We start from the raw sequence: 26,252 nt of genomic DNA on the forward strand, positions 1-26,252 counted from the left end.
GTAGACGGCCGATGAATCGTGCCACCTGCGAAAAGATCGCAGCATGACCGCTTCTGACGGCCGCTCTCAAAGGGAGGCAGGAAGATGGCGAACAGAACGGCGACCAACGGACCCTCGGTCCGGGAAGTGGCGTACGGCGAAGCCTATCCCGGGGTGAGAAAGATCGGATTGAGCGACATCAGGTACGCCCTGGGAAAAGGCGTCGAGGATTTCCTCGCGACGCCGACGCAGTTGGTCTTTCTAGGCATAATCTATCCCCTGGTCGGGCTGGTCGCGGCCCGCTGGGCATATGGCGCCGACCTCCGCCCTCTGCTGTACCCTCTGATTGCCGGATTGACGCTGATGGGTCCGGTCGCCGCGATCGGAATCTATGAACTGAGCCGGCGTCGCGAACAGGGCAAGCCTGTTACTTGGCTGCATGCCTTCGACGTACTGAAATCCCCGGCGATCGGGTCGATCATGGTGCTGGCGCTCGGACTGGTGGCACTCTTCATCGCGTGGCTGGCCGCCGCCTCCGCGATCTACGAGGCAACCCTGGGCGCGTCGGTCGCAGCGTCCGAGGGCGGATTCCTGTACAGGGTTTTCAACACGGCGGAGGGATGGCAGATGATATTCCTCGGGAACCTGGTGGGGTTCCTGTTCGCGGTGGTGGTGCTGGCAACCTCCGTCGTGTCCTTCCCGCTGCTTTTGGACCGGAACGTCGGACCGGTCGCCGCGGTCAAGACCTCGCTCCGGGCGGTCGTGGCCAATCCTGTCCCGATGGCGGCCTGGGGCCTCGTGGTCGCCGTGTCGATCGCGGTCGGATCCCTGCCGTTCTTCGTCGGCCTGGCAGTCGTGATGCCGATCCTGGGCCATGCAACCTGGCACCTGTACCGCAGGGTCATCGATAACTGATCGACCCAGTCTGATTGGAAAAGGGCTGGGCGGAACAGCTTTCCGGGTTCCGTGTTGTACCTGAAGACACCTATAGATTTCAGGAACACCGCGAAATGCGCACGCTTCCCACCGCCTCGCTCCTCGTCGCCGCGGCAGGCCTCACCCTGGCCGGCTGCGGCGAGAATGCGTCGCTTCCCGTTTCGGCAGGCATCGGCCCGAAGCCGGAACTGCCGGCCCCGAACGAGGAGTCGCCGCTCCCCACCGTCCATATCGCCCCGGCGAAGGGCTGGCCGGAAGGCGGCAAGCCGACCACGGCCCAGGGACTGGGCGTGACCGAGTTCGCCGCCGGCCTCGACCATCCCCGCTGGCTCCATGTGCTGCCCAACGGTGACGTCCTCGTGGCCGAATCCAACGCGCCGCCCAAGGAAGAGAGCGGCGGCATCAAGGGCTGGGTGATGAACCTGGTGATGAGCAGGGCCGGCGCCGGCGTGCCCAGCGCCAACCGCATCAGCCTGCTGCGCGACGGCGACGGCGACGGGGTGGCCGAAACCAAGACCGCCTTCCTTGAAAACCTCTTCTCCCCCTTCGGCATGACGCTGGTCGGCAACGACCTTTACGTAGCGAACGCCGACGCGATCGTGCGTTTCCCGTACGAGGAGGGGCAGACGAAGATCACGGCGCCGGCTACCAAGGTGGTCGACCTGCCGGCCGGCATCAATCATCACTGGACGAAGAACGCCATCGCCAGCCGCGACGGCAAGCTGCTGTACGCGACCGTCGGTTCGAACAGCAATGTCGGCGAGAACGGCATGGAAATCGAGGAAGGCCGCGCCGCGATCTGGGAGATCAACCCGGCGTCCGGCGAGCACCGCATCTTCGCCTCCGGCCTGCGCAATCCTAACGGGTTGGACTGGGAACCCGCCACCGGCGCCCTATGGACCGCGGTCAACGAGCGCGACGAAATCGGCGGCGACCTGGTGCCGGATTATATGACGTCGGTTCAGGACGGCGGCTTCTACGGCTGGCCCTACAGCTACTACGGCCAGAACGTGGATGTCCGGGTCGAGCCCCAGCGGCCAGATCTCGTCGCCAAGGCGATCCCGCCGGATTATGCGCTCGGGTCCCACACGGCATCCCTCGGCCTCGCCTTCTCGAACGAGGACACGCTGACCGACCAGTTCTCGAACGGTGTCTTCATCGGCCAGCACGGGTCCTGGAACCGCAAGCCGCGCAGCGGTTACAAGGTGATCTTCGTACCCTTCGCCGATGGCAAGCCATCGGGCGATCCGGTCGACGTGCTGACCGGCTTCGTCAACGAGGAAGGCGACGCGCTGGGCCGGCCGGTAGACGTGGCACCCGACGGCAAGGGCGGGCTGCTGGTGACCGACGACGTCGGCAACCGGGTGTGGCGGGTCAGCGCCGATACGACCGTGGGCCAAGCGGCGCAGCAGTAAGCCCGTCTAACCGACGATCCCGGCCATGCGGGCCAGGGTCAGGCGCCAGCCGCTCAGGCTCCTGACCCTCTGGCCGATCTCCGCGGCGCTGCGCAGTTCCTGGCCTTCCAGGCGGCTGCGCAGCTTCGCCATCTGGTGCTGGTCGCGCTGGCGAGCCATGTCGTCGTCGGACAGCGCCTCGCCCCGGCTGGGCGGCGGGGCGGAGGCGTCGAAGCTGCCGCCGGCGCGGCGCAATGCCGCGGCCGGGTCTGTTCCATCTCGCATCATCTCCGCCGCCTTCTCGATGAAAGGCCTTGCCGCTTCGGGCACGCGGACAGTGACGCTGGTCAGTCCGTCGGCATTCTCGGCCTGAACCGGTGCCGGGGTCCGGGCTACCCGGGGTTTCTGTCGTGCCGTACCGCGGTTGCTGTTTCGTGCCATCGTTCACCGACTGCTGGACTTCCCGCCGAGGAGATGGCGTGAATATCAGATTAATGTGTCAATGGCCACCTAGATAGGCTGCGGCCACCTGCGGGTTGTCGGCGATCTCCGACCCCGGACCATGGAGCGTTATCGTGCCGCTCTCAAGCACATAGGCATAATCGGCGATCTCCAACGCCGCCTGGGCGTTCTGCTCGACCAGAAGGATCGTAGAGCCTTCGCGCTTCAGGTCGGCGATGATCCGGAAGATCTCCTCCACGAACAGGGGCGCCAGCCCCATGCTCGGCTCGTCGAGCAGCAGCAGGCGGGGTGCCCCCATCAGCGCGCGACCTATGGCGAGCATCTGCTGCTCGCCCCCCGACAGCAGGCCCGCCTGCTGTGACAGCCGCTCGCGAAGGCGGGGAAAACGCTCCAGCACTCGGTCGCGGCGCCTGGCGTATTCCGCCGCGCCCGGTGCCTGAAGGCCGCCGAGCTGCAGGTTCTCGTCCACCGTCATCTCGGCGAAGACCTGCCGTCCCTCCGGCACCTGCCGGATGCCCAGCCGGGCGATGCGGTGAGCCGCGGTTCCGGTGATGTCGGCGCCGTCGAAGCGGACGGTACCCGCCGACGGCTTCAGCAGCCCGGCCAGACCGCGCATGGTGGTGGTCTTTCCGGCCCCGTTGGCGCCGATCAGGCAGACCACGCCGCCGACGGGGACCGACAGGTCGATGCCCTTGACCGCGGTGGTCCTGCCATAGCCCAGGTGGAGGCCCGATACTTCGAGAAGAGTGCTCATGCGCCGTGCGCCTTCGCCAGACGTTCGGCGACCTTGGTGCCGAGATAGGCTTCGATCACGGCCGGATCGTCGCGCACCTCGCGGGCGGTGCCCTCGGCGATCTTGCGGCCGAAGTTCAGCACGGTGATGCGGTCGCACAGGTCCATCACGAAGCCCATGTTGTGCTCCACCAGCAGCAGCGTGATGTCGCGCTGGCCGACCTGACGGAGCAGCCCCGCCAGGTCGCGGGTCTCCGTCGGGTTCATGCCGGCGGCGGGTTCGTCCAGCAGCAGCAGGCGCGGGCTTCCGGCCAGCGCTCGGGCGATCTCCAGCCGGCGCTGGTCGCCGTAGGACAGGTCGCCGGACCGCAGCCCCGCCTTGTCGGCGAGCCTCACGAACTCCAGCAATTCCATCGCTTTCGCCTTGGCGGCCCGCTCCTCCCGCCGGAACGCGGGCAGACGCAGCAGCGCCGCGAGGCCGGAAGAGTCCAGGCGCGTGTGCATTCCGGTCATGACGTTCTCGACCACCGTCATGTCGGAGAACATGCGGATGTTCTGAAACGTCCGGGCGACGCCCAGCCGCGTCCGCTCGTACGGCGCCGCCCCGGTGATGTCATGCCCGTCGAGCGTCAGTGTGCCGGAAGTCGGCGGCAGCAAACCCGAGATCAGGTTGAAGAACGTCGTCTTGCCGGCGCCGTTGGGGCCGATGATGCCGTGGACGGAGCCTGCCGCCACATCGACGTCGACCTGGTTGACGGCCAGCAGCCCGGTGAACTGCTTGGAGATCTGCCGGGCGGAAAACAGAATGGTCATGGCGCCCGCCTCAGCCTGAACGGAATAACGCCGCGCGGCAGGAACAGCACCGCGACGACGATGATCAGCCCGTTGATCACCAGCCGGAAATCCTGGAGCGGACGCAGCACCTCCGGCAGCGCCGTCAGGATCATGGCGCCGATCACCGGGGCGACGGGAGTGCCGATGCCGCCGAGCAGCGCGAAGCTGAGGATCGTCACGGCCATTTCGAAACCGAACTCATTGGGACCGATGAAGCTGTTGCTGTGCGCCGTCAGGCAGCCGGCCAGCCCCGCCAGCATGGAGGAGACGATCAACGCCCCCAGCTTGTAGCGCGGCAGGTTGACGCCCATGACGCCGGCCACCGCCTCGTCCTCGCGCATCGCCTCCATGGCGCGGCCGATCTTCGACCGCCCGACCATCCAGAACCCGACGACGCCGAGCAGGAGCAGCAGATAGATGAGCCACAGGTCCGCCTTCCGCGGGATTCCGGACAGACCGAGCGCGCCGCCGGTCAGTCCTTCGGCGTTGATGTAGAGGACGCGCAGAACCTCGCCGAGGGCGATGGTGGAGATCGCGAGATAGACACCGCTCAGCCGCAGCGTCGGGCCGCCGATCACCAGCGCCACCAGTGCCGGCGCCAGGGCCGACAGCGGCAGCACCAGCCAGAACGGCAGCCCCAGCTTCAGCGTCAGCAGCGCCCCGGTATAGGCGCCGATCCCCATGAAGGCGGCCTGCCCCAGGGAGAGCTGCCCCACGGCCATCACGCAATACATCGACAAGGCCAGCAGCCCGTGGACCCCGAGAGCGTGGATCAGCGTCTCGTAGGTGAAAAGGAAATCGTCGAGCCATACGGGCATGGTGTCAGGCCCTCTTCGCCTGGGCGCGGCCGAAAAGGCCGACCGGGCGGAACCACAGGGTCAGCACCAGGATGGTGAAAGCGACCGCCTCCCTGGCGTTGGACGAGATATAACCTGCGGTCAGCACTTCCAGCAGGCCCAGCAGCACGCCGGCGATCAGCGCGCCGCGGATATCGCCCAGGCCGCCGATGATGATGACGGCGAAACCCCGAAGCATCATGTGCTCGCCCATGAAAGGCTGGATCGCATTGAAATTCAGGCCGATCAGGACGCCGGCCGCCCCGCCCAGCATGCCGGACAGGAAGGAGACGGCGGCCACGGTCAGGCCGACATTGATGCCCATCAGCCTGGCGGCGTCCTCGTTCTCCGCCAGGGCGCGGATCATCAGGCCCAGCCTGGTGCGCTGGAGCAGCACGAACAGAAGTGCCACCAGCACCAGAGTGGTGCCGATGATCAGGATCTGCACCGTGGAGATGCGAACATCACCGAATTCCAGGGCGGAATTGTCGACGAAGCCGAAGGGGAAGCGCTGGATATCGGTGCCGATGAAGACCGCCATCAGCGAATAGAGCGCCAGCACGGCGCCCAGCGTCACCATCAGCGACGCAAGCTCACCGGCCTTCGCCCGGCGAAGCCGCGTCAGCAGGAGCCAGTCCGCGACGACGGCCACCAGCCCGGCCGCGACCGCGCCCAGAGGCAACGCCACCCAGATATTGGCGCCAAGCTCGCGCGCGGCGGCCAGGGCCACGAAGGCGCCGACCGAGAAATAGAAGCCATAGGTCAGGTTGATGACCCGGAGCACACCGAAGATCAGCGTGAACCCCAGCGCGAAAAGCGCATAGGTCGAACCCAGCACCAGGCCGTTGACCAATTGTTGGGACAGCATGGAAAGAATGCGCCATTTGCAAGTCGAGAAACATGCCGCAAAGCGGAAGCCCGCCACGGGGGCGGGCCTCCCTTAGCACGGTCCGTTGGCTGGAACTACTCCAGTATTTCGAAGCGGCCGTTTTTCATGGACAGCACGACGACGCCCTCGTTCGAGGCGGGATCGCGACCCTCGGTGAAGGTGAACGGCCCCATGACGCCGTTGAAGTCGGTCTTGTAGAGCGCCTGGCGGATCTTGTCGCTCTCGGCCGCACCCGCCCGGTCGATCGCCTGGGCCACGATGTACATCGTGTCATAGGCCTGCGCCGCGAACTGGTCCGGGTCCTTGCCGTTCCGCTGCTTGTAGTCGGCCACGAACTTCCGGTTCGCCTCGTCCGGCTTGGCGATGAACCAGGGGCTGCCGACCAGCAGGCCGTCGGCCGCGGCACCGGCGATCTCGCCCAGCTTCGGCGAGTTCGCACCGTTGCCGCCGATGAAGCGGACGCTGTCGGGGATGCCGAGCTGGCGCGCCTGGAGGACGACGCCGGAAATCGGCTCGACCAGCGCCGAGATGGTGATGGCTTCGACGCCAAGGCCCTTGATCTTGGTGAGCTGGGCCGAGAAGTCGGTGTCCTTGCTGCCGAAGGTCTCGATCGTCGCGATCTCCAGCCCCAGCTCCTCGGCCGCGGCCTTCATGCTGTCGAAGCCCGACTTGCTGAAGGCGTCGTCGTTCGCGTACATCATCGCGATCTTCTTGATGCCGAACTTCTCCTGCGCCGTCTTCAGCGTGACCGGAACGACGTCGGATTCCGGCAGCGAGGTGCGGAAGATGAACGGGCCGATCTCGGTGATGCCTTTGGCGGTGGTCGATGTGCCGACCGTGACCACTTCGCGGCCGTTGGTGACCGGACCGACCGCGAACATCTCGTTGGACAGCGTCGGGCCGATCACGACCGGCACCTTGTCGCGTCCCACCAGCTTGCGCGCGGCGTTGACAGCCTGGTCCTTGTTGCCGGCCGAATCCTCGACGATCAGCGCCAGCTTCTTCCCGCCGAGCACGCCGCCCTTGGCGTTGATCTCGTCCATCGCCAGTTCGAGGCCGCCCTTGATGGCGGTGCCGTAGGCGGCACTCGGCCCGGACAGGATCTCGATGGCACCGATGGTCACCGTCTCCTGCGCCATGACAGGCGTCGCCAGGAGCGAACCGAGCGCGATCGCCCCTACCGTCGCAAGCAACCTGGACATCTGCATTCTCCCTGAGTTTTCCCGCTGGGCCCGGAACTTGTCCGGCCTGTTTATAAAATGCAAGCTCCGACCCGCCGATCGGTCGGTATGTCGGCTAGAGCGCAGCGGCAGCCGACCGTAACGCGCCTGCTTTGTCGGCTGCCGCTGCGCTCTAGCAGCCTGTCGGACTTAACGCCGTGGGGCGAGCCTGATAGACTCAGAGCACGTTTCGACCGCTTTTCCAGGATATTCCCGCGATGAGCAACTTCCGGCCGATCGACCGCCAGACCGGGTTCCTTCTGCCGCCGTCGGTTGACGAGTGGCTGCCGGAGAAGCACCTGGCTCGCTTTGTGGTCGAGGTGATCGACGGCTTGGATTTGAGGGTGATGAGGGGGAGCTACCGCGGCTCGGGTTCGGCGTCCTACCCGCCGTCGCTGCTGCTGGGCATCCTGGTTTATGGCTACGCGACCGGCGTGTTCTCGAGCCGCAAGCTGGAGCGGGCGAGCTATGACTCGGTAGCCTTCCGTTTCATCGCGGCGAACCAGCATCCGGATCACGACACGATCGCGGCGTTCCGGCGACGGTTTCTCCAGGAGATCGAGGGTCTGTTCGTCCAGGTGCTGGCGGTGGCGCGCGAGATGGGCGTGCTCAAGATGGGCACGGTGGCGCTCGACGGAACCAAGATCCACGCCAATGCCAGCCGGCACAGCGCGCTGTCCTATGAGCATGCCGGCAAGATCGAGGCGCAACTGAAGGCCGAAGTGGCCGAGTTGCTGGCCAAGGCCGAGGCGGCGGACCGCGCGGACCTCCCCGACGGCCTGTCGATCCCCGATGAACTGGGGCGCCGCGAGGAGCGGCTGGCAAAGCTCGCCGAGGCGCGCGCAACAATCGAAGCGCGCGCTCGAGAACGCTTTGAGCGCGAGCAAGCCGAACATGAGGCTAAGCTTGCGGCGCGGGACGCGAAGGCCGAGGCGACAGGCAAGAAGCCCCGGGGCAAGCCGCCCCAGCCCCCCGTCGAAGGTCCCCGGCCAACCGATCAGGTCAACCTGACCGACGAGCAATCGCGCATCATGCCGGTGGCGGGCGGTGGCTTCGAGCAGTGCTACAACGCCCAGGCTGCAGTGGCGGCGGGCAGCCTGCTGGTGGTCGCGGCCGATGTCTGCCAGGCGACCAACGACAAGCAGCAGCTCGCGCCGATGCTGGGCAAGCTCGCCGCCCTGCCCGAGGATCTGGGCCAGCCCAAGACCCTGCTGGCCGACACCGGCTACTTCAGTGCGGCCAACGTGCAGGCCTGTGGGGCGGCCGGCATCGAGCCGCTGATCGCGCTGGGCCGCGAGGCCCACCATCCCTCCTTGAGCGAGCGCTTTGCCGAGGCGCCGCCCGCGTCGGACGATCCGACAGCGGTTGAGGCCATGGCTCACCGCCTGAAGACGCTGGAGGGCAGGAAGCTCTACGCCCAGCGCAAACACACCCCGGAACCGGTCTTCGGCATCATCAAGTCCGTGCTGGGATTCCGCCAGTTCCTGCTCCGCGGTCTCGATCATGTTCGCGGCGAGTGGAACCTTGTGACCATGGCTTGGAACCTGAAGCGGATGTTTGTCCTGAGCCCGGCCGGATGACGGCGGGATAACCGGGCTCAGGGCCGCCCACGGTGCAGTCGCGGACTGCGGCAGGTCGGTGCCGACGATTTCGAGGACAGCATCACCGTCCCGACGGCGTCTTCAGTACCTTCCGGCGGCGCAGCTGCACTCAAGCGCTCGCCCGAAAATCCCAGTCCGACAGGCTGCTAGCCGACATACTATTCTTCCACCCCAAGGTAAGCACTGACGGTAGGGTGCGGATTCCGACTTACGACGCCGAGGTCTCCGCGAAGCCGATCAGTTCGGCGCCGTCCTCGACCTGGTCGCCCACGGCATAGCGGACCTTCTCGACGGTGCCGTCCGCGGGTGCCTTGATGGTGTGCTCCATCTTCATCGCTTCCATCACCACCAGCGGCTGGCCCTTGGTGACCACCGCTCCCGGTTCGGTCAGCACGGCGATGATCTTGCCGGGCATCGGGGCGATCAGGCGGCTGCCCGGCGCTTCCGCGGAGTCGGCCCCGGCCAGCGGCTCGATCAAGGTCAGGCGATGGCTGCCGCGCTCGCGGAAAACGGCGATGTCAGCGCCCCGGCGCACGACGGTGGCCTCCAGCCGCCGGCCGCCCAGGTCTGCCGACAGGATGCCGTCGGGGGCGAGCCGGCCCGACGCCTCGACGGTGCCGCCGGGAAGGTCGAGCCGGTAGCTCCCGCGGCGGTAGATCAGGTGGACCGGCCGCTCGGTTCCGCCGTCCCGGAACGTCAGCGTGTCGTGGGCGTCGTCGTTCAGCCGCCAGCCGTCGCTGCCCGCCCACGGGCTGTACGGGTCGGCCGAAGCCGCCGCGATCGCCTGCGCCTTGGCGGAGCGGTCCAGCAGCACCGCCAAGGATGCCAGCGCCAGCAACTCGTCGTCGGCCGGGGCCGGTTCGGGCAGCAGGTCGTCCTGGTACCGCTCGATGAACCTGGTGTCAAGATCGGCCGCGAGGAACGCCGGGTGGGAAGCGATGGCCAGCAGGAAATCGGTGTTCGCCGCCAGGCCGACCACCTGGGTCTCTGCCAGGGCGCCCCGCAGCTTGCGCACCGCCGCGGCCCGATCCTCGCCGTGGACGATCAGCTTGGCGATCATCGGGTCGTAATGGATCGAGATCGTGTCGCCCGACCGCACGCCGGTATCGGTACGAGCGCCGAAGTCGGGGCGCGGGAAGACCAGATGGTCCAACCGCCCCGTCTGCGGGAGGAAGCCCTTCTGCGGGTCCTCGGCGTAGAGCCGGACCTCGATGGCGTGGCCGTGGATAAACAGCCGGTCCTGGGTCAGCGGCAGCGGCTGGCCGGAGGCAACGCGAAGTTGCCATTCCACCAGATCCTGCCCGGTGATGTACTCCGTCACCGGATGCTCGACCTGGAGGCGGGTGTTCATCTCCATGAAGAAGAACGAGCCGTCCACGTCCAGCAGGAACTCCACCGTCCCGGCCCCGACATAGCCGATCGCCCGGGCCGCCGCGACGGCGGCCTCACCCATGCGGCGGCGGGTCTCAGGGTCCAGGTTGGGGGCCGGCGCCTCCTCCACCACCTTCTGGTGGCGGCGCTGGATCGAGCAGTCGCGCTCGAACAGGTAGACGCAGCCGCCCAGGGTGTCGGCGAACACCTGGATCTCCACGTGGCGCGGCCGGGTGACGTAGCGTTCGATCAGCACGCGGTCATTGCCGAAGGCATTGATCGCCTCCCGCTTGGCCCCGTTCAGCTGGTCGTCGAACTCCTCGGGTCCGGCGACCACGCGCATGCCCTTGCCGCCGCCGCCGGCCGACGCCTTGATCAGCACCGGGTAGCCGATGCGGCCGGCCTCGGCGCGCAACAAGTCCGGGTCCTGGTCTTCCCCGTGATAGCCCGGCACCAGCGGCACGCCAGCCGTCTCCATCAGGGCCTTGGCTTCGGACTTGCCGCCCATGGCGCGGATCGCCGACGCGGGCGGGCCGATGAAAGCGACGCCCGTCTGTTCGCAGGCTTCCGCGAAGCCGGCATTCTCCGACAGGAAGCCGTAACCGGGATGGATCGCCTCGGCGCCGGAGCGCTTCGCCACGTCCAGGATGGCGTCGCCGCGCAGATAGCTCTCCCGCGCCGGCGCCGGCCCGATGTGCCACGCCTCATCCGCCATTTCGACATGCAGGGCGCCGGCATCGGCGTCGGAATAGACCGCGACGGTCCGGATGCCGAGCCTCTTGGCGGTGCGGATGACCCGGCAGGCGATCTCGCCCCGGTTCGCGATCAGGATCTTTGAAAACATGGGAGTCTACCTCGCCGTCCAGGCCGGCTTGCGCTTTTCAAGGAACGCCGCCAGCCCCTCGCGCCCTTCGGAGGAGGCGCGTATGGTGGCGATGCGTTCGGCGGTGTCACGGATCATGGTAGCGTTCACGGGCCGGTGCGCCACGGCGAAGACAAGGTCCTTGGCCGCCTTCTGCGCGGCGGGACCACCCTCCGCCAGCCGCGCCAGGATGGCGTCCACGGCCGCATCGAGCCGGTCGGCCGGCACCACCTGATGGACCAGCCCGATGCGCAACGCCTCGTCTGCGGCGAACCGCTCCGCCGTCAGGAAATAGCGCCGCGACGCCCGCTCGCCGATCGCCGCCACCACATAGGGCGATATGACGGCCGGGATCAGGCCCAGCTTGACTTCCGACAGGCTGAAGGAGGCCCCTTCGGCGGCGATGGCGATGTCGCAGCAGGCGACCAGCCCGACCCCGCCGCCGAACGCGGCCCCCTGCACCACCGCGACCGTGGGCCGGGGCAGGAAGTTGAGGGTCCGCATCAGCTCGGCCAGCCCCTCGGCGTCACGCAGGTTCTCGTCCTGACCGTAGCCGGCCATGCGCTGCATCCAGCCGAGGTCGGCCCCGGCCGAGAAGCTCTTGCCGGCGGCCCGAAGCACGACCGCGCGAACCCGATCATCCTCGCCCAGGCGCCGCAGGGTCGCGGTCATCTCGGCGATGACCTGGTCGTTGAAGGCGTTGTGAACCTCCGCCCGGTTCATGGAGACGGTGGCGACTCCGTCGTCCCGGATGTCGGTCAGGATATTGGTGCTGTCCATCGGCGTTTCCTCCCTGCCCTTTCCCATCACATCCGGAACACGCCGAACTTCGGCGGCGGGATCGGAGCGTTGAGGGCGGCGGAGATTCCGAGGCCGAGGGTCATGCGGGTATCGGCCGGGTCGATGATCCCGTCGTCCCACAGCCGGGCGCTGGCGTAATAGGGATTGCCCTGGTGCTCGTACTGCTCGCGGATCGGCGCCTTGAAAGCTTCCTCGTCCTCGGCGCTCCAGCTCTTGCCCTGGGACTCCATGCCGTCGCGACGGACCTGGGCCAGCACGCCGGCGGCCTGCTCCCCGCCCATAACCGAGATGCGGGAGTTCGGCCACATCCACAGGAAGCGCGGACCGAACGCCCGGCCGCACATGCCGTAGTTGCCGGCTCCGAAGCTGCCGCCGATCACGACCGTGAACTTGGGCACGTTGGCGCAGGCGACCGCCGTGACCAGCTTGGCGCCGTCCTTCGCGATGCCGCCTGCTTCGTATTTCTTGCCGACCATGAAGCCGGTGATGTTCTGGAGGAACACCAGCGGGATGCCGCGCTGGCAGCACAGTTCGATGAAATGCGCGCCCTTGAGGGCGGACTCCGAGAACAGGATGCCGTTGTTGGCGATGATGCCGACGGGATAGCCGAAGATATGGGCGAAGCCGCAGACCAGCGTGGTGCCGTAGAGCTGCTTGAACTCGTCGAACTCGGAGCCGTCCACGATCCGGGCGATCACCTCGCGCACGTCGAAGGGCTTCCGCGTGTCGCTCGGGATGATGCCGTACATCTCCTCCGCGGCATAGAGCGGCTCGGCCGGGGAGCGCAGTTCCACCTGGGGCCGCTTCGGCCGGTTCAGGTTGCCGACGATCCGCCGCGCGATGCTCAGCGCGTGGGGATCGTTCAGGGCGTAGTGGTCGGTCACGCCGGAGGTCCGGCTATGGACGTCTGCTCCGCCCAGGTCCTCCGCCGAGACGACCTCGCCGGTCGCGGCCTTCACCAGCGGCGGGCCGCCGAGGAAGATGGTGCCTTGGCGACGCACGATGATCGACTCGTCGCTCATGGCCGGGACATAGGCGCCGCCCGCCGTGCAGCTTCCCATCACCACCGCGATCTGCGGGATGCCCTGGGCCGACATGGTGGCCTGGTTGTAGAAGATGCGGCCGAAATGGTCCCGGTCGGGGAACACCTCGTCTTGGTTCGGCAGGTTGGCGCCCCCGCTGTCCACCAGATAGATGCAAGGGAGGTTGTTCTCCCGGGCGATCTCCTGGGCGCGCAGGTGCTTCTTGACGGTCAGCGGGAAATAGGTTCCGCCCTTGACCGTCGCGTCGTTGGCGATCACCACGCACTCCCGGCCCGACACCCGGCCGATCCCGGTCAGGATACCGGCGGCGTGGATCGGTTCCTCGTAGACTCCGTGGGCCGCGAGCTGGGAGAACTCCAGGTACGGCGTGCCAGGGTCGAGCAGCGTGCGCACCCGGTCGCGCGGCAGCAGCTTGCCGCGCGACAAGTGGCGGTCGCGGGCCTTCGCCCCTCCCCCCTGCTTGACCTCGTGGACCCTGTCGCGCAGGTCGGCGACCAGCCCGCGCATCACCTGGGCGTTGTCGGCGAAAGCGGAGTCGCGGGTGTCGATGGCTGATTTCAGGATGGTCATGGCGGGTCTCAGGCCGTCTCTTTGAACAGCTCGCGGCCGATCAGCATGCGCCGGATCTCGCTGGTGCCGGCGCCGATCTCGTACAGCTTGGCGTCGCGCAGCAGGCGGCCGGTCGGATACTCGTTGATGTAGCCGTTCCCGCCCAGGAGCTGGATGGCATCCAGCGCCACCTGGGTCGCTGCCTCGGCCGCGTACAGGATGGCCCCGGCCGCGTCCTTGCGGGTCGTCTTGCCGGCGTCGCAGGCGCGGGCCACGGCATAGACATAGGCGCGGCAGGCGTTCAGCCGGGTGTAGATGTCGGCAAGCTTCCCCTGGACCAGCTGGAACTCGCCGATCGGGGTGTCGAACTGCTTGCGCTCGTGGACATAAGGCACGACCACGTCGAGGGCAGCCTGCATGATGCCGACCGGGCCGGCGGCCAGGACGGCACGCTCGTAGTCGAGGCCGGACATCAGGACGTTGACGCCCTTGCCCACGAGGCCGAGCACGTTCTCCTCCGGCACTTCGCACTCCTCGAACACCAGTTCCGAGGTAGGCGAGCCCCGCATGCCCAGCTTGTCCAGCTTCTGCGCCGGGCGGAACCCCTTGAAGCCCTTCTCGATCAGGAAGGCGGTGATGCCGCGCGGGCCGGCGGACGGATCGGTCTTGGCGTAAACCACCAGCGTCTCGGCATAGTGGCCGTTGGTGATCCACATCTTCGAACCGTTGAGCACGTAGCGGTCGCCGCGCTTATCGGCACGCAGCCGCATCGAGACCACGTCGGAGCCGGCGCCCGGCTCGGACATGGCGAGCGCCCCGACATGCTCGCCGGACAGCAGCTTGGGCAGGTAGCGGTTCTTCTGTTCCGGCGTGCCCCAGCGGTTGATCTGGTTGACGCACAGGTTGGAGTGGGCGCCATAGCTGAGGCCGACCGAGGCCGAGGCGCGGCTGATCTCCTCCATCGCGACGACGTGGGCGAGATAACCCATGTCGACCCCGCCGAACTCCTCCGACACCGTGATGCCGTGCAGGCCCAGTTCGCCCATGGCCGGCCACAGGTCGATCGGGAAGTCGTCCTTGGCGTCGATCTCCGCCGCGCGGGGGGCGATCTTTTCCTGCGCGAAGGTGCGCACGGTGTCGCGCAGCATCTCCAGGTCGGAACCGAGGCCGAAATCGAGTTCGCTATGGGTGGGTATCGCCATTGTGTCCGCTCCTCCCGCTGGGCATCGCCCGGACAGCGCCGCCGGGCTCGTTTAAATACGAACATACGTTTTTATTTTGCTGCGCGCAACGGCGTATCGGCGGCATAATAGGGCATGACGCCAAGGATTGCCCCGGCTTTCGACTTCGTTATGAAACGGGCAGCATCGAACCAGGAAAACCCACCATGGCACGCACCGCGGGATCCAACGGAACCAGGACGCTGGAAGCGATCCGCAAGGCCGGGCTGCGCCTGATCTACCGTCAGGGCTACGAGGCGATGAGCCTCCGCCAGCTGGCGTCGGAGGTCGGCCTCCAGGTCGGGTCCCTCTACAACCATATCTCCACCAAGCAGGACCTGCTGTTCGACCTGATCCGGGTCCACATGGAGGAACTGATCGCGCGGCTGGACCGGGCGCTGGAGGGCATCGAGGCCCCGGCCGACCGGCTGGACGCCTTCATCCGGTTCCATGTCGAGTACCATATCGCCCGGAAGCGGGAAGTCTTCATCAGCTATTCCGAGCTGCGCAGCCTGGAGCCGAAGAACTACGACGTGATCGTGGACCTGCGCGGCCGCTACGAGCGCCGGCTGATCGATATCCTGGACGACGGCGTGGCGCATGGCGACTTCACCACCGCCGACACGACCGTCGCCGCGTTCGGCATCCTCGCCATGCTGACCGGGGTCTGCACCTGGTTCAAGCCGGGCGGGCGGCTGACCAAGGACGAGGTGATCGAGGTCTATGCCGGGATGGTCCGGGACGGGCTGGTCCGTCCCGGCGCCGGCTTCAATCCCGACCGCCTGCTTCCCCGGCCGCCTGCCGGCGCAGCACGCGGCGCATGACCTTGCCGGTCACCGTCATCGGCAGTTCGGGGACGAAGGCGACCTCGCGCGGGTATTCATGGGCGGCCAGCCTGGTCTTGACGAACTCCTGGATCTCGCGGGCCAGGTCGTCGGACGGCTCCCGGCCCGGACGCAGCACGACATAGGCCTTCACCCGCTCGGTCCGGATCGGGTCGGGCACGCCGATCACGGCTGCGAGCGCCACCGCCGGGTGGCCGAGCAGGCATTCCTCGACCTCGCCCGGCCCGATCCGGTAGCCGGCGCTGGTGATCACGTCGTCGTCGCGCCCGACATACCAGAAGAAACCGTCCTCGTCGCGGCGGCCCAGGTCGCCGGTCACCAGCCAGTCCCCGACGAACTTGTCGGCGGTGGCCTCGGGCTTGTTCCAGTATCCGAGGAACATCACCAGGTCGGGACGGCGGATCGCGATCGAGCCGACGGCGCCGGCAGGCAGTTCGTTGCCCTCGGCGTCGATCACGGCGACACGGTGGCCGGGGACGGCCCTGCCCATGGATCCCGTCCTGAACCCGAGCGAAGCCGCGTTGCCGACCACGACGTTGCACTCGGTCTGGCCGTAGAACTCGTTGATCGTGACGCCGAACACCGAGCGTCCCCAGTCCAGCAGTTCGCCGCCCAGCGTTTCGCCGCCGCTGGCGACGGTGCGGAGCGACAGCCCCTCCCCCGTCACGCCGGCCTGCCGCATCAGCTTGATCGCGGTCGGCGGCAGGAAGACGTTGCGGACGCCGTGCCGCTTCATCAAATCGATCGCCTGCTGCGGATCGAACTTGCGGAACCGATGGGTCAGCACGGGAACGCCGTGGTGCAGGGACGGCATCAGCACGTCGAACAGCCCGCCGATCCAGGCCCAGTCGGCCGGTGTCCAGAACAGGTCGCCGGGTTGCGGAAAGAACTCGTGCGGCAGTTCGACGCCGGGCAGGTGGCCGAGCAGCACCCGGTGCCCGTGCAGCGCCCCTTTCGGGCTGCCGGTCGTGCCGGAGGTGTAGATGATCACGGCGGGATCGTCCGGCCCGGTATCGACCGGCGTGAAGCTGTCCGACGCGCGGGCGAGCGCCTCGTGGAAGCCGAGCGTTCCTTCCGGCGCCCCGTCGATGCACAGCACCAGCGTCAGGCCGGGCAGCCGGTCACGCAGCGGCGCCAGCTTGGCGTAGCCTGCCCTGTCGGTTACCAGCACGCGGGCGCCGCTGTCGGAAAGACGGTATTCCAGGGCTTCCTCGCCGAACAGGGCGAACAGCGGGATGGTGACCAACCCCGCCTTGAAGCCCGCGATATGGGCGACGGCGGTTTCCGGCGACTGGGGCAGCAGCACGGCCAGCCGGTCGCCCCGGACCGCCCCATGCGCCGCCAGCACGTTGGCCAACCGGTTGGACTGGTGGAACAGGTCGCGGAAGGTGTGGCGCCGGACGGTGCCGTCCTCCTCCTCGACGATCAGGGCGACGCGGGCCGGATCGCCGGCATGGCGGTCGCAGACATCGACGCCGATATTGTAGCGCTCCGGCACCGTCCAGGCGAACGACCGATACAGGTCGGCGTAGTCGTCGTGGCGCGTCAGCATGGTTCGCCCCTATCGCATCAGCCGCCCGACCGGCCGGCTTTTGGCGATGCGGTCGAACTCGACCATGTCGCCCAGTACTTCCGCCATGCGGGACAGCGGCACCATGTTGGGGCCGTCGCTCGGCGCGTTGTCCGGGTCCTGGTGCGTCTCCATGAACACGGCGGCGACGCCGATCGCGACGGCGGCGCGCGCCAGCACGGGCACGAATTCCCGCTGGCCGCCGGAGGTGCCGCCCTGCCCGCCCGGCTGCTGGACGGAGTGGGTCGCGTCGAACACCACGGGATAGCCCGTCTCGGCCATGATCGGCAGCGACCGCATGTCTGACACCAGCGTATTGTAGCCGAAGCTGACGCCCCGCTCGCACAGCAGGATGTTCTCGTTGCCGGTGCTGGCGATCTTGGCCGCGACGTTCTTCATGTCCCAGGGAGCCAGGAACTGGCCCTTCTTGACGTTGATCGCCCGGCCCGTGGCGCCCGCCGCCAGCAGCAGGTCGGTCTGGCGGCACAGGAAGGCGGGAATCTGGAGGATGTCCACGGCCTCCGCCACCGCCGCGCACTGGTCCGGCGCGTGGATGTCGGTCAGCACGGGGATGCCGTGGGTCTCGCGCACCTCGGCCAGGATCGGCAGGCTCTTCTCCAGGCCGAGGCCGCGGGCGGTGTTGACCGAAGTCCGGTTGGCCTTGTCGAACGACGACTTGTAGATCAGCCCCAGCCCGAGCTTGCGGGTGATCTCCAGCAGCGCCTGCGATGTCTCCAGCGCGTGGGCCCGACTCTCCAGCTGGCAGGGGCCGGCGATCAGCACGAACGGCTTGTCGTTGGCGAAGGTGAGGGATCCCACCTGTACGGACTTGTTCATCATCGGTTTTCCCGGCGTTGCCCGGTCAGGGCGTGAGATCAGGTCGCTTGGCCCCAACCATACTCCACCGGAAACGGCGATCCAGTCAAAGTGCGGCCGTGCGCGCCTTGATCGTCTCGATCCGGCCGACGATCTCGTAGTCGATCTCGCCGGTCCGCCAGTCCTGGAGCTGCTGGACGATCCGGTGGCGGATGCCGGCAAGGTTGTCCATGGTGACGCGGACCGTGTTCTCGCACTCGCTTTTCGGGACCAGCGGGATCACGCGCATGATCTCCGCGATGCGGCGGTGGTCGATATTCTGCCGGTCGGCCATCGCGGCCTGCCATAGTTCGCAGACGTCCAGCCAGCCGTCGAGCAGCCAGGCGAGCCGGTCGATGCCCTGGCGCAGGCGGAGGATGTTGGCGTCCCAGCCGGCGAAGAAGGCCGGCAGGTTCTGAAGCTCGCGGTCGATCTCCGCGATCATCCGCTCGGCCATGCGGGCGGTCACGCCGGCGGTCTCGCCGGCCAGATGGCCGGTCGCGCCGATATTGGCGGCCGAGATCGAGTTGCGCAGGTCGCCGACCCGGCGCAGGATCCGGCGCAGGTAGCCGGCATCCTCGTCGCCGGCGAAGCCCAGCGGGCCGACCGCGTCGCTCAGTTCGAGGATGCGGGCGCGGCATTGCCCCGGCGGCTGCCCGACGAGGCGCGCGAAGGCGTCGGCGACCTGGACGATCAGCGTTTCGCCGACCCGGCCGCGGACGCGGCGCATCAGGTCGTCCGTCGTCTTGTCCAGCACGCCGGTCAGCCGGACGACCCGGCGCAGCATTGCCTCCTGGTTGATCTTCTCCTCCCGCGCGATCCGGGCCATGGCGGCGCCAGCCGCCTCCGCCGCCTCGACTCCGGCCAGCCCGGTCTTGGCGACCCGATGGGCGGCGAGCCGCATGCGCATCGGCGTGATCGCATCGGCCAGGCTGATCTCCGCCTGGAGCGCCCGGTCGTGCAGGGTCAGCCGCATCACCGAGGCCAGCCCGTCCCAGGGGAAGACATAGATCGAGCGGCATCCGGAAAAGCCGGTGACCAGCACCTCCAGGTGGTTGGTCCTGGTGTCGCGCCGGACCCGGGAGAAGGCCAGCTCCGGCGTGGTGAAGGGGACCGTCGTGCCGCGTTCGTCGAAGGTCGAGGGCGCGTAGTCGTAGGCGAGGCGGAGCGTCTGGACGTCGCCCCCGGACGACGACCGGCCAGCTTCCGCGCCCCTGGCCATGGTTCTATTCATGGTTGGCGTTCATGGCATGGATGATCTTCAGCAGGAACTGCGCCGGGTCGGCGCTCTGGGCGAAGCCGAGACGGACGGCGCAGTCCTCCAGCATTCCCAGCACGGTTTCCTCGCTGCTGATCGGTTCAAGCGAGCGGGCGACCTGGACAGCGACGGACAGCGTGGCCTGCTTTTCGCGGTTTCCGGCGGCGGCCCGGTCGGAGGCGATCCGTTCCAGGCGGCCGGCCACGCCCGAGATGGTCTCCGCCGCCAAGGCCTTCAATTCGCCGGGAACTTCGAACTGCTGCTTCACGGCGTTATGCACCTTCGCGATCGCCAGCACCGCCCGGGTCAGGACGGTGATCTCCTCGGCGGTCGGCAGACTGCCGCCCGGGGAAGAAACGAAGGACCCGACGCTCTCCTCCGCGGCCTTGGCGAAGCGGTCGCCAAGGAAGTCGTGGATACGTTCCTCGACCTTGTCGATCCTCTGGCCGACCTGCCGGGTCAGGTGCGGTGCCGCGACGCGTAGGATGCCGAGGCTTTCGATCGCCGCCCGGACCTTTTCCGCAGCGTCGTCGAGATCGCCGGCCGTCTCCAGCGGCATGGCGAACCCCGCCTTCAGGGTCTCACCCTCCTTGGTGACAAGCGCCTCGCACAAGTCGGAGGCGACCGAGGGTCCGCCGCGGCTGCCGTTGTTCTCCGCCAGCGCCTCGATCAGCGGGGCGGTATGGTCCGACAGGTCCGGGTCCATCAGGAGAACCATGAAGAACAGCTTGAACCAGCGCTGGTCGCCCTTGCGGGACGCTGCCTCCCGGCCGAGGCCGATCACCGACTGGACATACTGGTCGCCGATCCCGATCAGCTGTTCGGATGCCATGATCTGGCGCCGGGCGGTCATGATGGCGTCGCGCATCTGGTAGAGCGCATGCACATCCAGGATGACGTCGGGCAGGTCGGGATGCCGTTGCGCCAGGGCCTTCGGCAAGGTTCGATCGGTCGCCAGCCTGGAATGGATCTCCTCCACCGCGCGGGCGAAGGACGCGAAGAGCCGCCGGTGGACGGACAGCGGGCATGGCTCGTCCATCAGATACTCGCCGGCGGCATCGACCTGCCGCGCCGCCTCGGCATCGTCCAGATGCTCCAGCACCAGATCCCACATCGGGGCGACGCAGCTGCGCGGGATGCTTCCCAGGGGCCGCGGACGGGCCGGTTCGTTGCACAGTAGGCTTTCGAAGGGCAAGCAGAACAGCCGCTCCGCGGTCAGCCTGCGCAACGGGCGGATCTTCTTCAGCCGATGGCGCAGTTGGTCCTTGAACATCCCGCGCAACGCGTCGTCGGGCATCTTGTCGGCCAGGGCATATACCATCCTGACCTTGTCCTCCGACAACTCGTCGAGCGCCTTTCTTTCCGGCAACTGAAGCATGTCATTGTCCTTCGCCCACTCCAGGCATCATAGCCGGCAAACATAAAAATCTACATACTATCGATAGGAATAGTTCTCGAACTTGGAGCGTCATTCGTGGATTAACTGGATTTTTAACCATCTAGTGCTCTTCTGAAGCATCAGAATGACTACCACTATAGAGTTATACCTCTTTATATAGTTGGATATCGCCCAAGATCGTCTAAAATGGTAGATATCGAAGAATGGGCGGCGATCTTGCCGGACGGTTGCATTTTGAGGGTTGGAATGACTGGTACCTCGGCCATCAGCCAAGTCGCGGATGTCGTCCAGGACATGGTGCCGTCCACGTTCGAGGAACGCGGCACGACGATACCCTTCACGACACCGGAACTGGCCTATTCCCGCCTGCGCCGGGGCGCCCGCGGGAGCCTGGAGGTGCTGGTGAACGGATTCTCCGGCGGCCGCTGCACCTATGTCTTCCCGTGGGCCAGCATCCCCCAGGTCGTCCGGCTCACCCTGCACGACAAGGCGCTTCACGCCGAGATCTCCTATTCCGACGCCACGACCCCGGACAAGATCCGGCTGGCCGCCTATCGGGTGGCGAGGACGGGCCTGGGCGGCCCGGAACTGATCGACATGGCCTCCCGGTCGATCGAGCAGGAGGTGACCGAGAAGCTGGCCAGCAGCTTCTTCCTGATGCTGAAGGTGATCGAGGCGACCGGGGTCAATACCGACCGGGCGACGCTGGCCCTGATCAACATCAACTCGCCCGAAGGCAAGGCCATGGTCCGCCAGGCGTTCCGCCGGCTGGGCGACGGCATCGGCGCGACCCCCGAGGTCTGCCACCAGCGCATCACCGAACTGGGCGACGTGATCCAGCCCATCGGGTTCGAGATCGAGGGGCAGCGGGGACGGCTGCGCCAGCTCCTGCACCGCCTGAACCAGTTCCGGGACGAGGTAATCCGGGGCGAGTCGGGCGGCACCGCGCGGACGCTGGCCGATGTGGCCCAGCTTACGCTCAGGATCGGCAACGGGATCATCGCCGACATCGACCGGGACATCGCCGGCATCGTCCGTTACGTGACCGACTGGGACGCCCGCCTGCCGGCCACCCGTCAAAGCATGGAGCGGCTGTCCTGGCTGCTGGACGGCTGGACCTATGTCTGCGACCTCTGGGAGGATACCAACTCCGACCGGTCGATACCCAAACGCCAGCGCATCAACGAGATCATGCGGATCATCCCCGTGGTTCCCCGGAGCGAGGCCAATTCCGGCGTCCGGGCCGAGACAAGCGATCCCCAGCGTCGGCAGACCCGCATCGTCCAGCAGAACGAGGACTGGCGCACCGGGCAGATCGACCATGAGATGGCGGCGAGGCTGGGCAGGCTCAATGCCCGCACTCAGTCCTGAACCGCCCGGCAGGAGACAGCGGCATGACCGACGCGATCGCCAGGACCGGAAACGGCAGCGGTGAGTTCTACCGGGTCGTCGACAATACGGGCGAACTGATGGGGGAGTTCCCCTCGTCCAGGATCGCCCGCGAGTTCGCCCGCCGGATGATCGAGGCGGGCAAGGCCAGCACCCTGGTCGTGGAATGGTCCAACAACGGCCGGCGCGGCGAACTCTCGATCACCCGAAGGATGGTCAACGCGGCCGAGAAGCGCGCGGCCGAGGCCAAGCGCCGGGCGCACCTGGAGGCGCGCCGCCGGGCCAACCTGATAAGCGGCATCGCCGCGGCGACCATAGCCTTCCTGGCGCTGATCCAGATCGCCGCGACCTACATGGAGGCCAGGGGAAACTTCTGGCCCTAGCTCCCGGCCGGGCGCTTCACGCCGATCTCCAGGATCTCGAACTCGGCGGCCAGCCGGTCGCGAGCCTTTTCCATCGCGTCGATGTCCTCCAGCAGGAGCGCGTCCTGGCAATCGGCGCAGAACTGCCTGACCGCGAGGGCTTCCTCCAGGGCGTCCCCCAGGTCGTCCGAAAAGCTGGCGAGTTCCGCCGCCATGCGCCCGGCAACCTCGCCGATCATCTCGGCCTGCGTCTCGAGGTTGCGGAACAGTTCGGCCGCGCTCACCGCGTAGGGAACGTTCCGGGTAACGTCGGCGCGGCTGCGCGCCGCACGAAACTCGGCCAAATCGATGACGCCTGTACCCTGGGCCGGATTGGAGATCATTTATTCACCTCGCGAGCGATCTTCAAGGGTTCAACTCATGAGGAGACAATCTGCACAACCAGTGCCAAGTATTTATCTGACTTTCCGCCTACGTCGGCGCATCGATAGGGCCTGTTTTTTAATGAATTGACTGCGAAACAGGGGAACGCGCTTTGCAAAAAGCGAATCCGCAGCACCGATGAATGCAATTTGCGGCGGACCGGATTGGACGATTGCTCAATCCATGAATTCCCGCCTGATCTTCAGCACGGCAGGCAGGTTGGCGAAGAAGGCGTCGATGCAGGCCGGATCGAAATGGGTCCCGGAGTTCGCCCGCAGGAACGCCAGCGCTTCCTCCAGGGACCATGCCGCCTTGTACGGACGCTGGGTGGTCAGAGCGTCGAAGACGTCGGCGATCGCGATGATGCGGCCCGCCAGGGGAATCTCCTCCCCCTTGAGGCCCCTGGGATAGCCGGTGCCGTCGAATCTCTCGTGATGGGTCAGCGCGATCGACGCCGCCAGCCGGATCAGGGGAGAGGAGCTGTCGTCCAGGATGCGGTAGCCGTGGATCGTATGCAGCTTCATGACCTCGTATTCTTCCGGCGTGTAGCGCCCCGGCTTGAACAGGATCTCGTCGGTCACCGCCACCTTGCCGACATCGTGCATGGGCGCCGCCAGCTGGATACGCTCCTGCACCGCATCGGGCAGGCCCATCCCGGCCGCGATGACCCGCGCGTAGCGCGCCATGCGGTCCAGATGGGCGCCGGTCTCGCTGTCGCGGGACTCGATCGACCGCGACAGCCGCATGATGAGTTCGCTGGCCGCCTGCTCCTTCAGCCGCCGATGACTGACCCGGAGTTCAAGCAGGTTGCGGCATCGCGCGGTGAATTCGATGCGGTCGATGGGCTTGTTCAGAAAGTCGGTGACCCCCCGGACCAGCGCTTCGCGCCGGAACTCCTTCGCCCCCTGCCCGGTCACCATGATGACCGGAACCTCGGACGTGTTCCCGATCCCCCGCAGGCGGTGCAGGAATTCGAGCCCGTCCATCTTCGGCATCATGAAGTCCGTGACGATCAGGTCGACGTCGTGGTTGTCGCACCAATCCAGGGCTTCGGACGCACAGCCCACGCCATGGACGGAGGCGCCGCCTATCGCCTGGGCGTACCGGCTCATCAGCAACAGGTTCGCCGGATTGTCGTCGACGATCAGCAGATCCATGGCGGCCACTTTAAACCTTTCGATCCAATTTCCGGTTCAGGCCGCGAGTTCACGCGACAGCAAGGCACGGCGGGCGTCGGCCAAAGCGGTGTCGAGCCGATCCACCATCCTGCCGAGGGACCCCTGCCCATCGGCCGCCTCCTCCCGCCCGGCGACGGCGGCGCGCAGCCTTTCGCTGGCCGCCACGAGCGCCGGCAACCCGAGCGTTCCTGCAGCCCCCGACAAGCTGTGCAGTTCGACTTCGACCGCCCTGAAGTCCCCGGCCGCCAACCGGTCGCGGACCCTCACGATACGGCAGGAGGAATCCTTGATGAACGTGTCGAACAGCTTTCCCGCATCCGGTCCCATGGTTTCCAGCAGATCCTCCAGCGCGTCCGGGTCGACGGTCGCGGTCGCGAACCCGGATTCCTCCGGCGGGACCCTGTCCCGGCCCCAGGTCCGCACGGCCTCGTCGAGCCGGGCTCGGCTGATCGGCTTGGGCATGTAGTCGCTCATGCCGGCGTCGATGCAGCGCGCCTCGTCGCCGCGCATGGCATGGGCCGTCAGGGCGATGATCGGGACGGTGGCGGCTTGGCCGCCGAGCGCGCGGATGCAGCGGGTCGCCTCGAACCCGTCCATCTCGGGCATCTCGATATCCATGAGCACTAGGTCGTAGCCGCCCTGCCCGACGCGGCCGACCGCCTCGATGCCGTTGCCGACCACGTCGACCGCATGCCCGCGACGCCTGAGCATCCCTGCGGCAACCTGCTGGTTCACCGGATTATCGTCCGCAACCAGGATCCGCAGCGGCCGGACGTCCCCCTCGGCGGAAGGCCGGGCGGCTGCCTGGCCGGCCGGATGCGCCCCCGGTGAAGGCAGTCCGGCGTCCGGCGTCACCGCCCAGGCCGGCACCGCCGGCACCTGTCCGAGGGCCGGCCTCAGCGGCAGGGTGAACCAGAAGGTGCTGCCGCTGCCCGGGACGCTCTCGACGCCGATGCGCCCGCCCATCATCTCGACAAGGCGCCGGCTGATAGCGAGGCCGAGGCCGGTGCCGCCGGACTGCCCGCGCTCCTGGCCATCGACCTGGTTGAACATCTGGAACAGCTCTGCCCGGCCCTGCTCGGAGATCCCGATGCCGCTGTCAATGACGGACAGCTTCAGCTCGCCCGGAGCCGCGATCCCGACCCGGACGCGGATGCTACCCTGCACCGTGAACTTGACCGCGTTGCCGACCAGGTTCATGAGGACCTGGCGGACTCTCCCGGCATCGCCCCGAAGCGCCACCCGCGCCGCCGGATCGATCGCCGCCTCCATGTCGATGCCCTTCTCGGCCGCCCCCGGCGCCAGCAGGTCGACCACGCCCCGGACCAGCGGCTCAAGCTCGTAGTCGGTATCGTCGAGTTCGAGCCGCCCGGCCTCCATCTTGGAGAAGTCGAGTATGTCGTTGAGCACCGTCAGCAGAGCCTCGGCCGAGGTCAGGATCACTTGGGCCTGACGCCGCTGCTCGGGAGCCAGCGGCGTTTCCAGCAACAGGTCGGCCATGCCGATCACGCCGTTCATCGGCGTGCGGATCTCGTGGCTCATGGTCGCCAGGAACACGGATTTGGCGCGGTTCGCCGCCTCGGCCGCGGACAGGGCCCGCTCCAGTTCGGATGCGAGCGCCGTTTGCCGGACGCGGGCGCGGTGGAGGTCGCGAAGCTGCCGGAACAGCAGCAGTGCCAGGCCGGTCATGCTGGCCGCCAGAGCCACGACGCAGATCGCGAGCATGGTCGAAAGGCGATGGGTGCGTTCGCGATAGTCCACCATGTCCATCGACCGGCGGGCATTGATCCTGACGAGCTGCTGCTCCGTCAGTTGCCGCAACCGCCCGACCGCCTGGCGGAACGGCTCCACCGCGGTCAGCTCGACATAGGGGGACAGCGCCTCGATCTCGGCGACGATCCGATGCGCAAGGTCGCTGTCGACCGGATTGATCGCGATGATGGCGGCCAACTGGCCGCCGCGGAGGAGTTGGGTCCGGCTGAACAGGATGTCGTATCTCAGCGACACCTCGCCCGCGCGTGACGGGGTCGGGCCTGCGACATAGTCCGCGAGCGCCGACTCCAGCTTCACCGTCTCGCGGTCGAGCTGATAGACCGCCCAGACCGCGTCTTCACGTACGCTACTGTCAACTTCAGCCTGCCGATCGATCAGGAGGGCAAGCAGCACGACACAGGAGCCGAACAGCAAGCCGCTGAGCGCGAGCAACAGCCGCGCGCGCAGGGATTGGATCACGATCGGCCACCT

General features: G+C 67.2%; 23 protein-coding genes. 6 read left to right on the forward strand and 17 right to left on the reverse strand.

The annotated features are described in order from the left end of the window. Positions 1–84 precede the first annotated feature (84 nt). Positions 85–894 (forward strand): DUF2189 domain-containing protein, encoded by an 810-nt coding sequence (locus tag DPR14_RS15945; RefSeq protein ID WP_158046028.1) that lies wholly within the window; start codon positions 85–87, stop codon positions 892–894. Between the two features lie 95 nt (positions 895–989). After that, positions 990–2,330, forward strand: a complete 1,341-nt coding sequence (locus DPR14_RS15950) for a PQQ-dependent sugar dehydrogenase (protein WP_158046029.1) — start codon at positions 990–992, stop codon at positions 2,328–2,330. A gap of 6 nt (positions 2,331–2,336) precedes the next feature. Here DPR14_RS15950 and DPR14_RS15955 read toward each other — a convergent pair whose 3' ends face one another. The 6 genes from DPR14_RS15955 to DPR14_RS15980 all read right to left on the reverse strand — a co-directional run bounded on the left by DPR14_RS15955 (position 2,337) and on the right by DPR14_RS15980 (position 7,264). Continuing rightward, positions 2,337–2,750 (reverse strand): hypothetical protein, encoded by a 414-nt coding sequence (locus DPR14_RS15955; protein WP_158046030.1) that lies wholly within the window; start codon positions 2,748–2,750, stop codon positions 2,337–2,339. Between the two features lie 58 nt (positions 2,751–2,808). Continuing rightward, positions 2,809–3,525 (reverse strand): ABC transporter ATP-binding protein, encoded by a 717-nt coding sequence (locus DPR14_RS15960; RefSeq protein ID WP_158046031.1) that lies wholly within the window; start codon positions 3,523–3,525, stop codon positions 2,809–2,811. After that, positions 3,522–4,316 (reverse strand): ABC transporter ATP-binding protein, encoded by a 795-nt coding sequence (locus DPR14_RS15965; protein WP_158046032.1) that lies wholly within the window; start codon positions 4,314–4,316, stop codon positions 3,522–3,524. The genes DPR14_RS15960 and DPR14_RS15965 overlap by 4 nt, the downstream gene beginning before the upstream one ends. Then, a complete protein-coding gene (locus tag DPR14_RS15970; protein WP_158046033.1) occupies positions 4,313–5,155 on the reverse strand; it encodes a branched-chain amino acid ABC transporter permease in 843 nt (280 codons plus the stop codon). Before DPR14_RS15970 ends, DPR14_RS15965 begins: the two co-directional genes overlap by 4 nt. 4 nt (positions 5,156–5,159) lie before the next feature. After that, on the reverse strand, positions 5,160–6,041 hold the full coding sequence (locus DPR14_RS15975; RefSeq protein ID WP_158046034.1) for a branched-chain amino acid ABC transporter permease: 882 nt from the start codon (positions 6,039–6,041) through the stop codon (positions 5,160–5,162). Between the two features lie 95 nt (positions 6,042–6,136). Further along, on the reverse strand, positions 6,137–7,264 hold the full coding sequence (locus DPR14_RS15980; RefSeq protein ID WP_211103787.1) for an ABC transporter substrate-binding protein: 1,128 nt from the start codon (positions 7,262–7,264) through the stop codon (positions 6,137–6,139). A gap of 236 nt (positions 7,265–7,500) precedes the next feature. Here DPR14_RS15980 and DPR14_RS15985 point away from each other — a divergent pair, with 236 nt between their 5' ends. Further along, the gene (locus DPR14_RS15985; RefSeq protein WP_158045786.1) at positions 7,501–8,862 is read left to right on the forward strand and encodes an IS1182 family transposase; all 1,362 of its coding nucleotides are present in this window, start codon (positions 7,501–7,503) and stop codon (positions 8,860–8,862) included. A 229-nt stretch (positions 8,863–9,091) separates the two neighbouring features. Here DPR14_RS15985 and DPR14_RS15990 read toward each other — a convergent pair whose 3' ends face one another. From DPR14_RS15990 to DPR14_RS16005, 4 genes are read right to left on the reverse strand one after another with little or no spacing between them, the layout of a single operon-like run. Next, positions 9,092–11,098 (reverse strand): acetyl/propionyl/methylcrotonyl-CoA carboxylase subunit alpha, encoded by a 2,007-nt coding sequence (locus tag DPR14_RS15990; RefSeq protein ID WP_158046036.1) that lies wholly within the window; start codon positions 11,096–11,098, stop codon positions 9,092–9,094. 6 nt (positions 11,099–11,104) lie between these two features. Continuing rightward, complete coding sequence (locus DPR14_RS15995; RefSeq protein WP_158046037.1) at positions 11,105–11,896, reverse strand: enoyl-CoA hydratase/isomerase family protein; 792 nt, start codon at positions 11,894–11,896, stop codon at positions 11,105–11,107. 26 nt (positions 11,897–11,922) lie between these two features. Next, positions 11,923–13,530 (reverse strand): carboxyl transferase domain-containing protein, encoded by a 1,608-nt coding sequence (locus DPR14_RS16000; RefSeq protein WP_158046038.1) that lies wholly within the window; start codon positions 13,528–13,530, stop codon positions 11,923–11,925. Positions 13,531–13,538: 8 nt separating this feature from the next. Continuing rightward, positions 13,539–14,711, reverse strand: a complete 1,173-nt coding sequence (locus DPR14_RS16005; protein WP_158046039.1) for an isovaleryl-CoA dehydrogenase — start codon at positions 14,709–14,711, stop codon at positions 13,539–13,541. Between the two features lie 185 nt (positions 14,712–14,896). Between DPR14_RS16005 and DPR14_RS16010 the strand changes: the two genes are divergently transcribed. Beyond that, a complete protein-coding gene (locus tag DPR14_RS16010) occupies positions 14,897–15,553 on the forward strand; it encodes a TetR/AcrR family transcriptional regulator (protein WP_158046040.1) in 657 nt (218 codons plus the stop codon). Here the strand turns inward: DPR14_RS16010 and DPR14_RS16015 are convergent. The 4 genes from DPR14_RS16015 to DPR14_RS16030 all read right to left on the reverse strand — a co-directional run bounded on the left by DPR14_RS16015 (position 15,498) and on the right by DPR14_RS16030 (position 20,635). Then, positions 15,498–17,126 (reverse strand): acyl-CoA synthetase, encoded by a 1,629-nt coding sequence (locus DPR14_RS16015; protein WP_158046041.1) that lies wholly within the window; start codon positions 17,124–17,126, stop codon positions 15,498–15,500. The two genes, DPR14_RS16010 and DPR14_RS16015, sit on opposite strands and share 56 nt — an antisense overlap. Positions 17,127–17,135: 9 nt before the next feature. Continuing rightward, a complete protein-coding gene (gene kdsA / locus DPR14_RS16020; RefSeq protein WP_158046042.1) occupies positions 17,136–17,984 on the reverse strand; it encodes a 3-deoxy-8-phosphooctulonate synthase in 849 nt (282 codons plus the stop codon). A gap of 82 nt (positions 17,985–18,066) precedes the next feature. Next, a complete protein-coding gene (locus DPR14_RS16025; RefSeq protein WP_192498972.1) occupies positions 18,067–19,221 on the reverse strand; it encodes a hypothetical protein in 1,155 nt (384 codons plus the stop codon). Between the two features lie 4 nt (positions 19,222–19,225). Then, complete coding sequence (locus DPR14_RS16030) at positions 19,226–20,635, reverse strand: hypothetical protein (RefSeq protein ID WP_158046044.1); 1,410 nt, start codon at positions 20,633–20,635, stop codon at positions 19,226–19,228. A 267-nt stretch (positions 20,636–20,902) separates the two neighbouring features. On the opposite strand from DPR14_RS16030, the gene DPR14_RS16035 reads away from it, so the two are divergent. After that, on the forward strand, positions 20,903–22,027 hold the full coding sequence (locus tag DPR14_RS16035) for a hypothetical protein (RefSeq protein WP_158046045.1): 1,125 nt from the start codon (positions 20,903–20,905) through the stop codon (positions 22,025–22,027). Between the two features lie 23 nt (positions 22,028–22,050). After that, positions 22,051–22,428 (forward strand): hypothetical protein, encoded by a 378-nt coding sequence (locus tag DPR14_RS16040; protein ID WP_158046046.1) that lies wholly within the window; start codon positions 22,051–22,053, stop codon positions 22,426–22,428. Here DPR14_RS16040 and DPR14_RS16045 read toward each other — a convergent pair. From DPR14_RS16045 to DPR14_RS16055, 3 genes are all read right to left on the reverse strand, one after another. Next, positions 22,425–22,790, reverse strand: coding sequence for a hypothetical protein (locus tag DPR14_RS16045; RefSeq protein WP_158046047.1), 366 nt, complete (start codon positions 22,788–22,790; stop codon positions 22,425–22,427). The genes DPR14_RS16040 and DPR14_RS16045 overlap by 4 nt on opposite strands. 216 nt (positions 22,791–23,006) lie before the next feature. Then, positions 23,007–23,987, reverse strand: a complete 981-nt coding sequence (locus DPR14_RS16050) for an HD domain-containing phosphohydrolase (protein ID WP_158046048.1) — start codon at positions 23,985–23,987, stop codon at positions 23,007–23,009. A gap of 36 nt (positions 23,988–24,023) precedes the next feature. Continuing rightward, positions 24,024–26,240, reverse strand: a complete 2,217-nt coding sequence (locus DPR14_RS16055) for an ATP-binding protein (RefSeq protein WP_192498973.1) — start codon at positions 26,238–26,240, stop codon at positions 24,024–24,026. Between the last annotated feature and the right edge of the window lie 12 nt (positions 26,241–26,252).

The sequence above is a fragment of the Skermanella pratensis genome, assembly GCF_008843145.1.
Taxonomy (GTDB): Bacteria; Pseudomonadota; Alphaproteobacteria; order Azospirillales; family Azospirillaceae; genus Skermanella; species Skermanella pratensis.

Coding starts and splice junctions, on each gene's coding strand:
- DPR14_RS15945 (WP_158046028.1), top strand. CDS start 85: ATGGCGAACAGAACGGCGACCAACGGACCCTCGGTCCGGGAAGTGGCG.
- DPR14_RS16045 (WP_158046047.1), bottom strand. CDS start 22,790: ATGATCTCCAATCCGGCCCAGGGTACAGGCGTCATCGATTTGGCCGAG.
- DPR14_RS16010 (WP_158046040.1), top strand. CDS start 14,897: ATGGCACGCACCGCGGGATCCAACGGAACCAGGACGCTGGAAGCGATC.
- DPR14_RS15955 (WP_158046030.1), bottom strand. CDS start 2,750: ATGGCACGAAACAGCAACCGCGGTACGGCACGACAGAAACCCCGGGTA.
- DPR14_RS15965 (WP_158046032.1), bottom strand. CDS start 4,316: ATGACCATTCTGTTTTCCGCCCGGCAGATCTCCAAGCAGTTCACCGGG.
- DPR14_RS15970 (WP_158046033.1), bottom strand. CDS start 5,155: ATGCCCGTATGGCTCGACGATTTCCTTTTCACCTACGAGACGCTGATC.
- DPR14_RS15950 (WP_158046029.1), top strand. CDS start 990: ATGCGCACGCTTCCCACCGCCTCGCTCCTCGTCGCCGCGGCAGGCCTC.
- DPR14_RS16030 (WP_158046044.1), bottom strand. CDS start 20,635: ATGCTTCAGTTGCCGGAAAGAAAGGCGCTCGACGAGTTGTCGGAGGAC.
- DPR14_RS15980 (WP_211103787.1), bottom strand. CDS start 7,264: ATGTCCAGGTTGCTTGCGACGGTAGGGGCGATCGCGCTCGGTTCGCTC.
- DPR14_RS16005 (WP_158046039.1), bottom strand. CDS start 14,711: ATGGCGATACCCACCCATAGCGAACTCGATTTCGGCCTCGGTTCCGAC.
- DPR14_RS16015 (WP_158046041.1), bottom strand. CDS start 17,126: ATGCTGACGCGCCACGACGACTACGCCGACCTGTATCGGTCGTTCGCC.
- DPR14_RS16025 (WP_192498972.1), bottom strand. CDS start 19,221: ATGGCCAGGGGCGCGGAAGCTGGCCGGTCGTCGTCCGGGGGCGACGTC.
- DPR14_RS15995 (WP_158046037.1), bottom strand. CDS start 11,896: ATGGACAGCACCAATATCCTGACCGACATCCGGGACGACGGAGTCGCC.
- DPR14_RS16040 (WP_158046046.1), top strand. CDS start 22,051: ATGACCGACGCGATCGCCAGGACCGGAAACGGCAGCGGTGAGTTCTAC.
- DPR14_RS15960 (WP_158046031.1), bottom strand. CDS start 3,525: ATGAGCACTCTTCTCGAAGTATCGGGCCTCCACCTGGGCTATGGCAGG.
- DPR14_RS16000 (WP_158046038.1), bottom strand. CDS start 13,530: ATGACCATCCTGAAATCAGCCATCGACACCCGCGACTCCGCTTTCGCC.
- DPR14_RS15985 (WP_158045786.1), top strand. CDS start 7,501: ATGAGCAACTTCCGGCCGATCGACCGCCAGACCGGGTTCCTTCTGCCG.
- DPR14_RS16035 (WP_158046045.1), top strand. CDS start 20,903: ATGACTGGTACCTCGGCCATCAGCCAAGTCGCGGATGTCGTCCAGGAC.
- kdsA (WP_158046042.1), bottom strand. CDS start 17,984: ATGATGAACAAGTCCGTACAGGTGGGATCCCTCACCTTCGCCAACGAC.
- DPR14_RS16050 (WP_158046048.1), bottom strand. CDS start 23,987: ATGGATCTGCTGATCGTCGACGACAATCCGGCGAACCTGTTGCTGATG.
- DPR14_RS15975 (WP_158046034.1), bottom strand. CDS start 6,041: ATGCTGTCCCAACAATTGGTCAACGGCCTGGTGCTGGGTTCGACCTAT.
- DPR14_RS15990 (WP_158046036.1), bottom strand. CDS start 11,098: ATGTTTTCAAAGATCCTGATCGCGAACCGGGGCGAGATCGCCTGCCGG.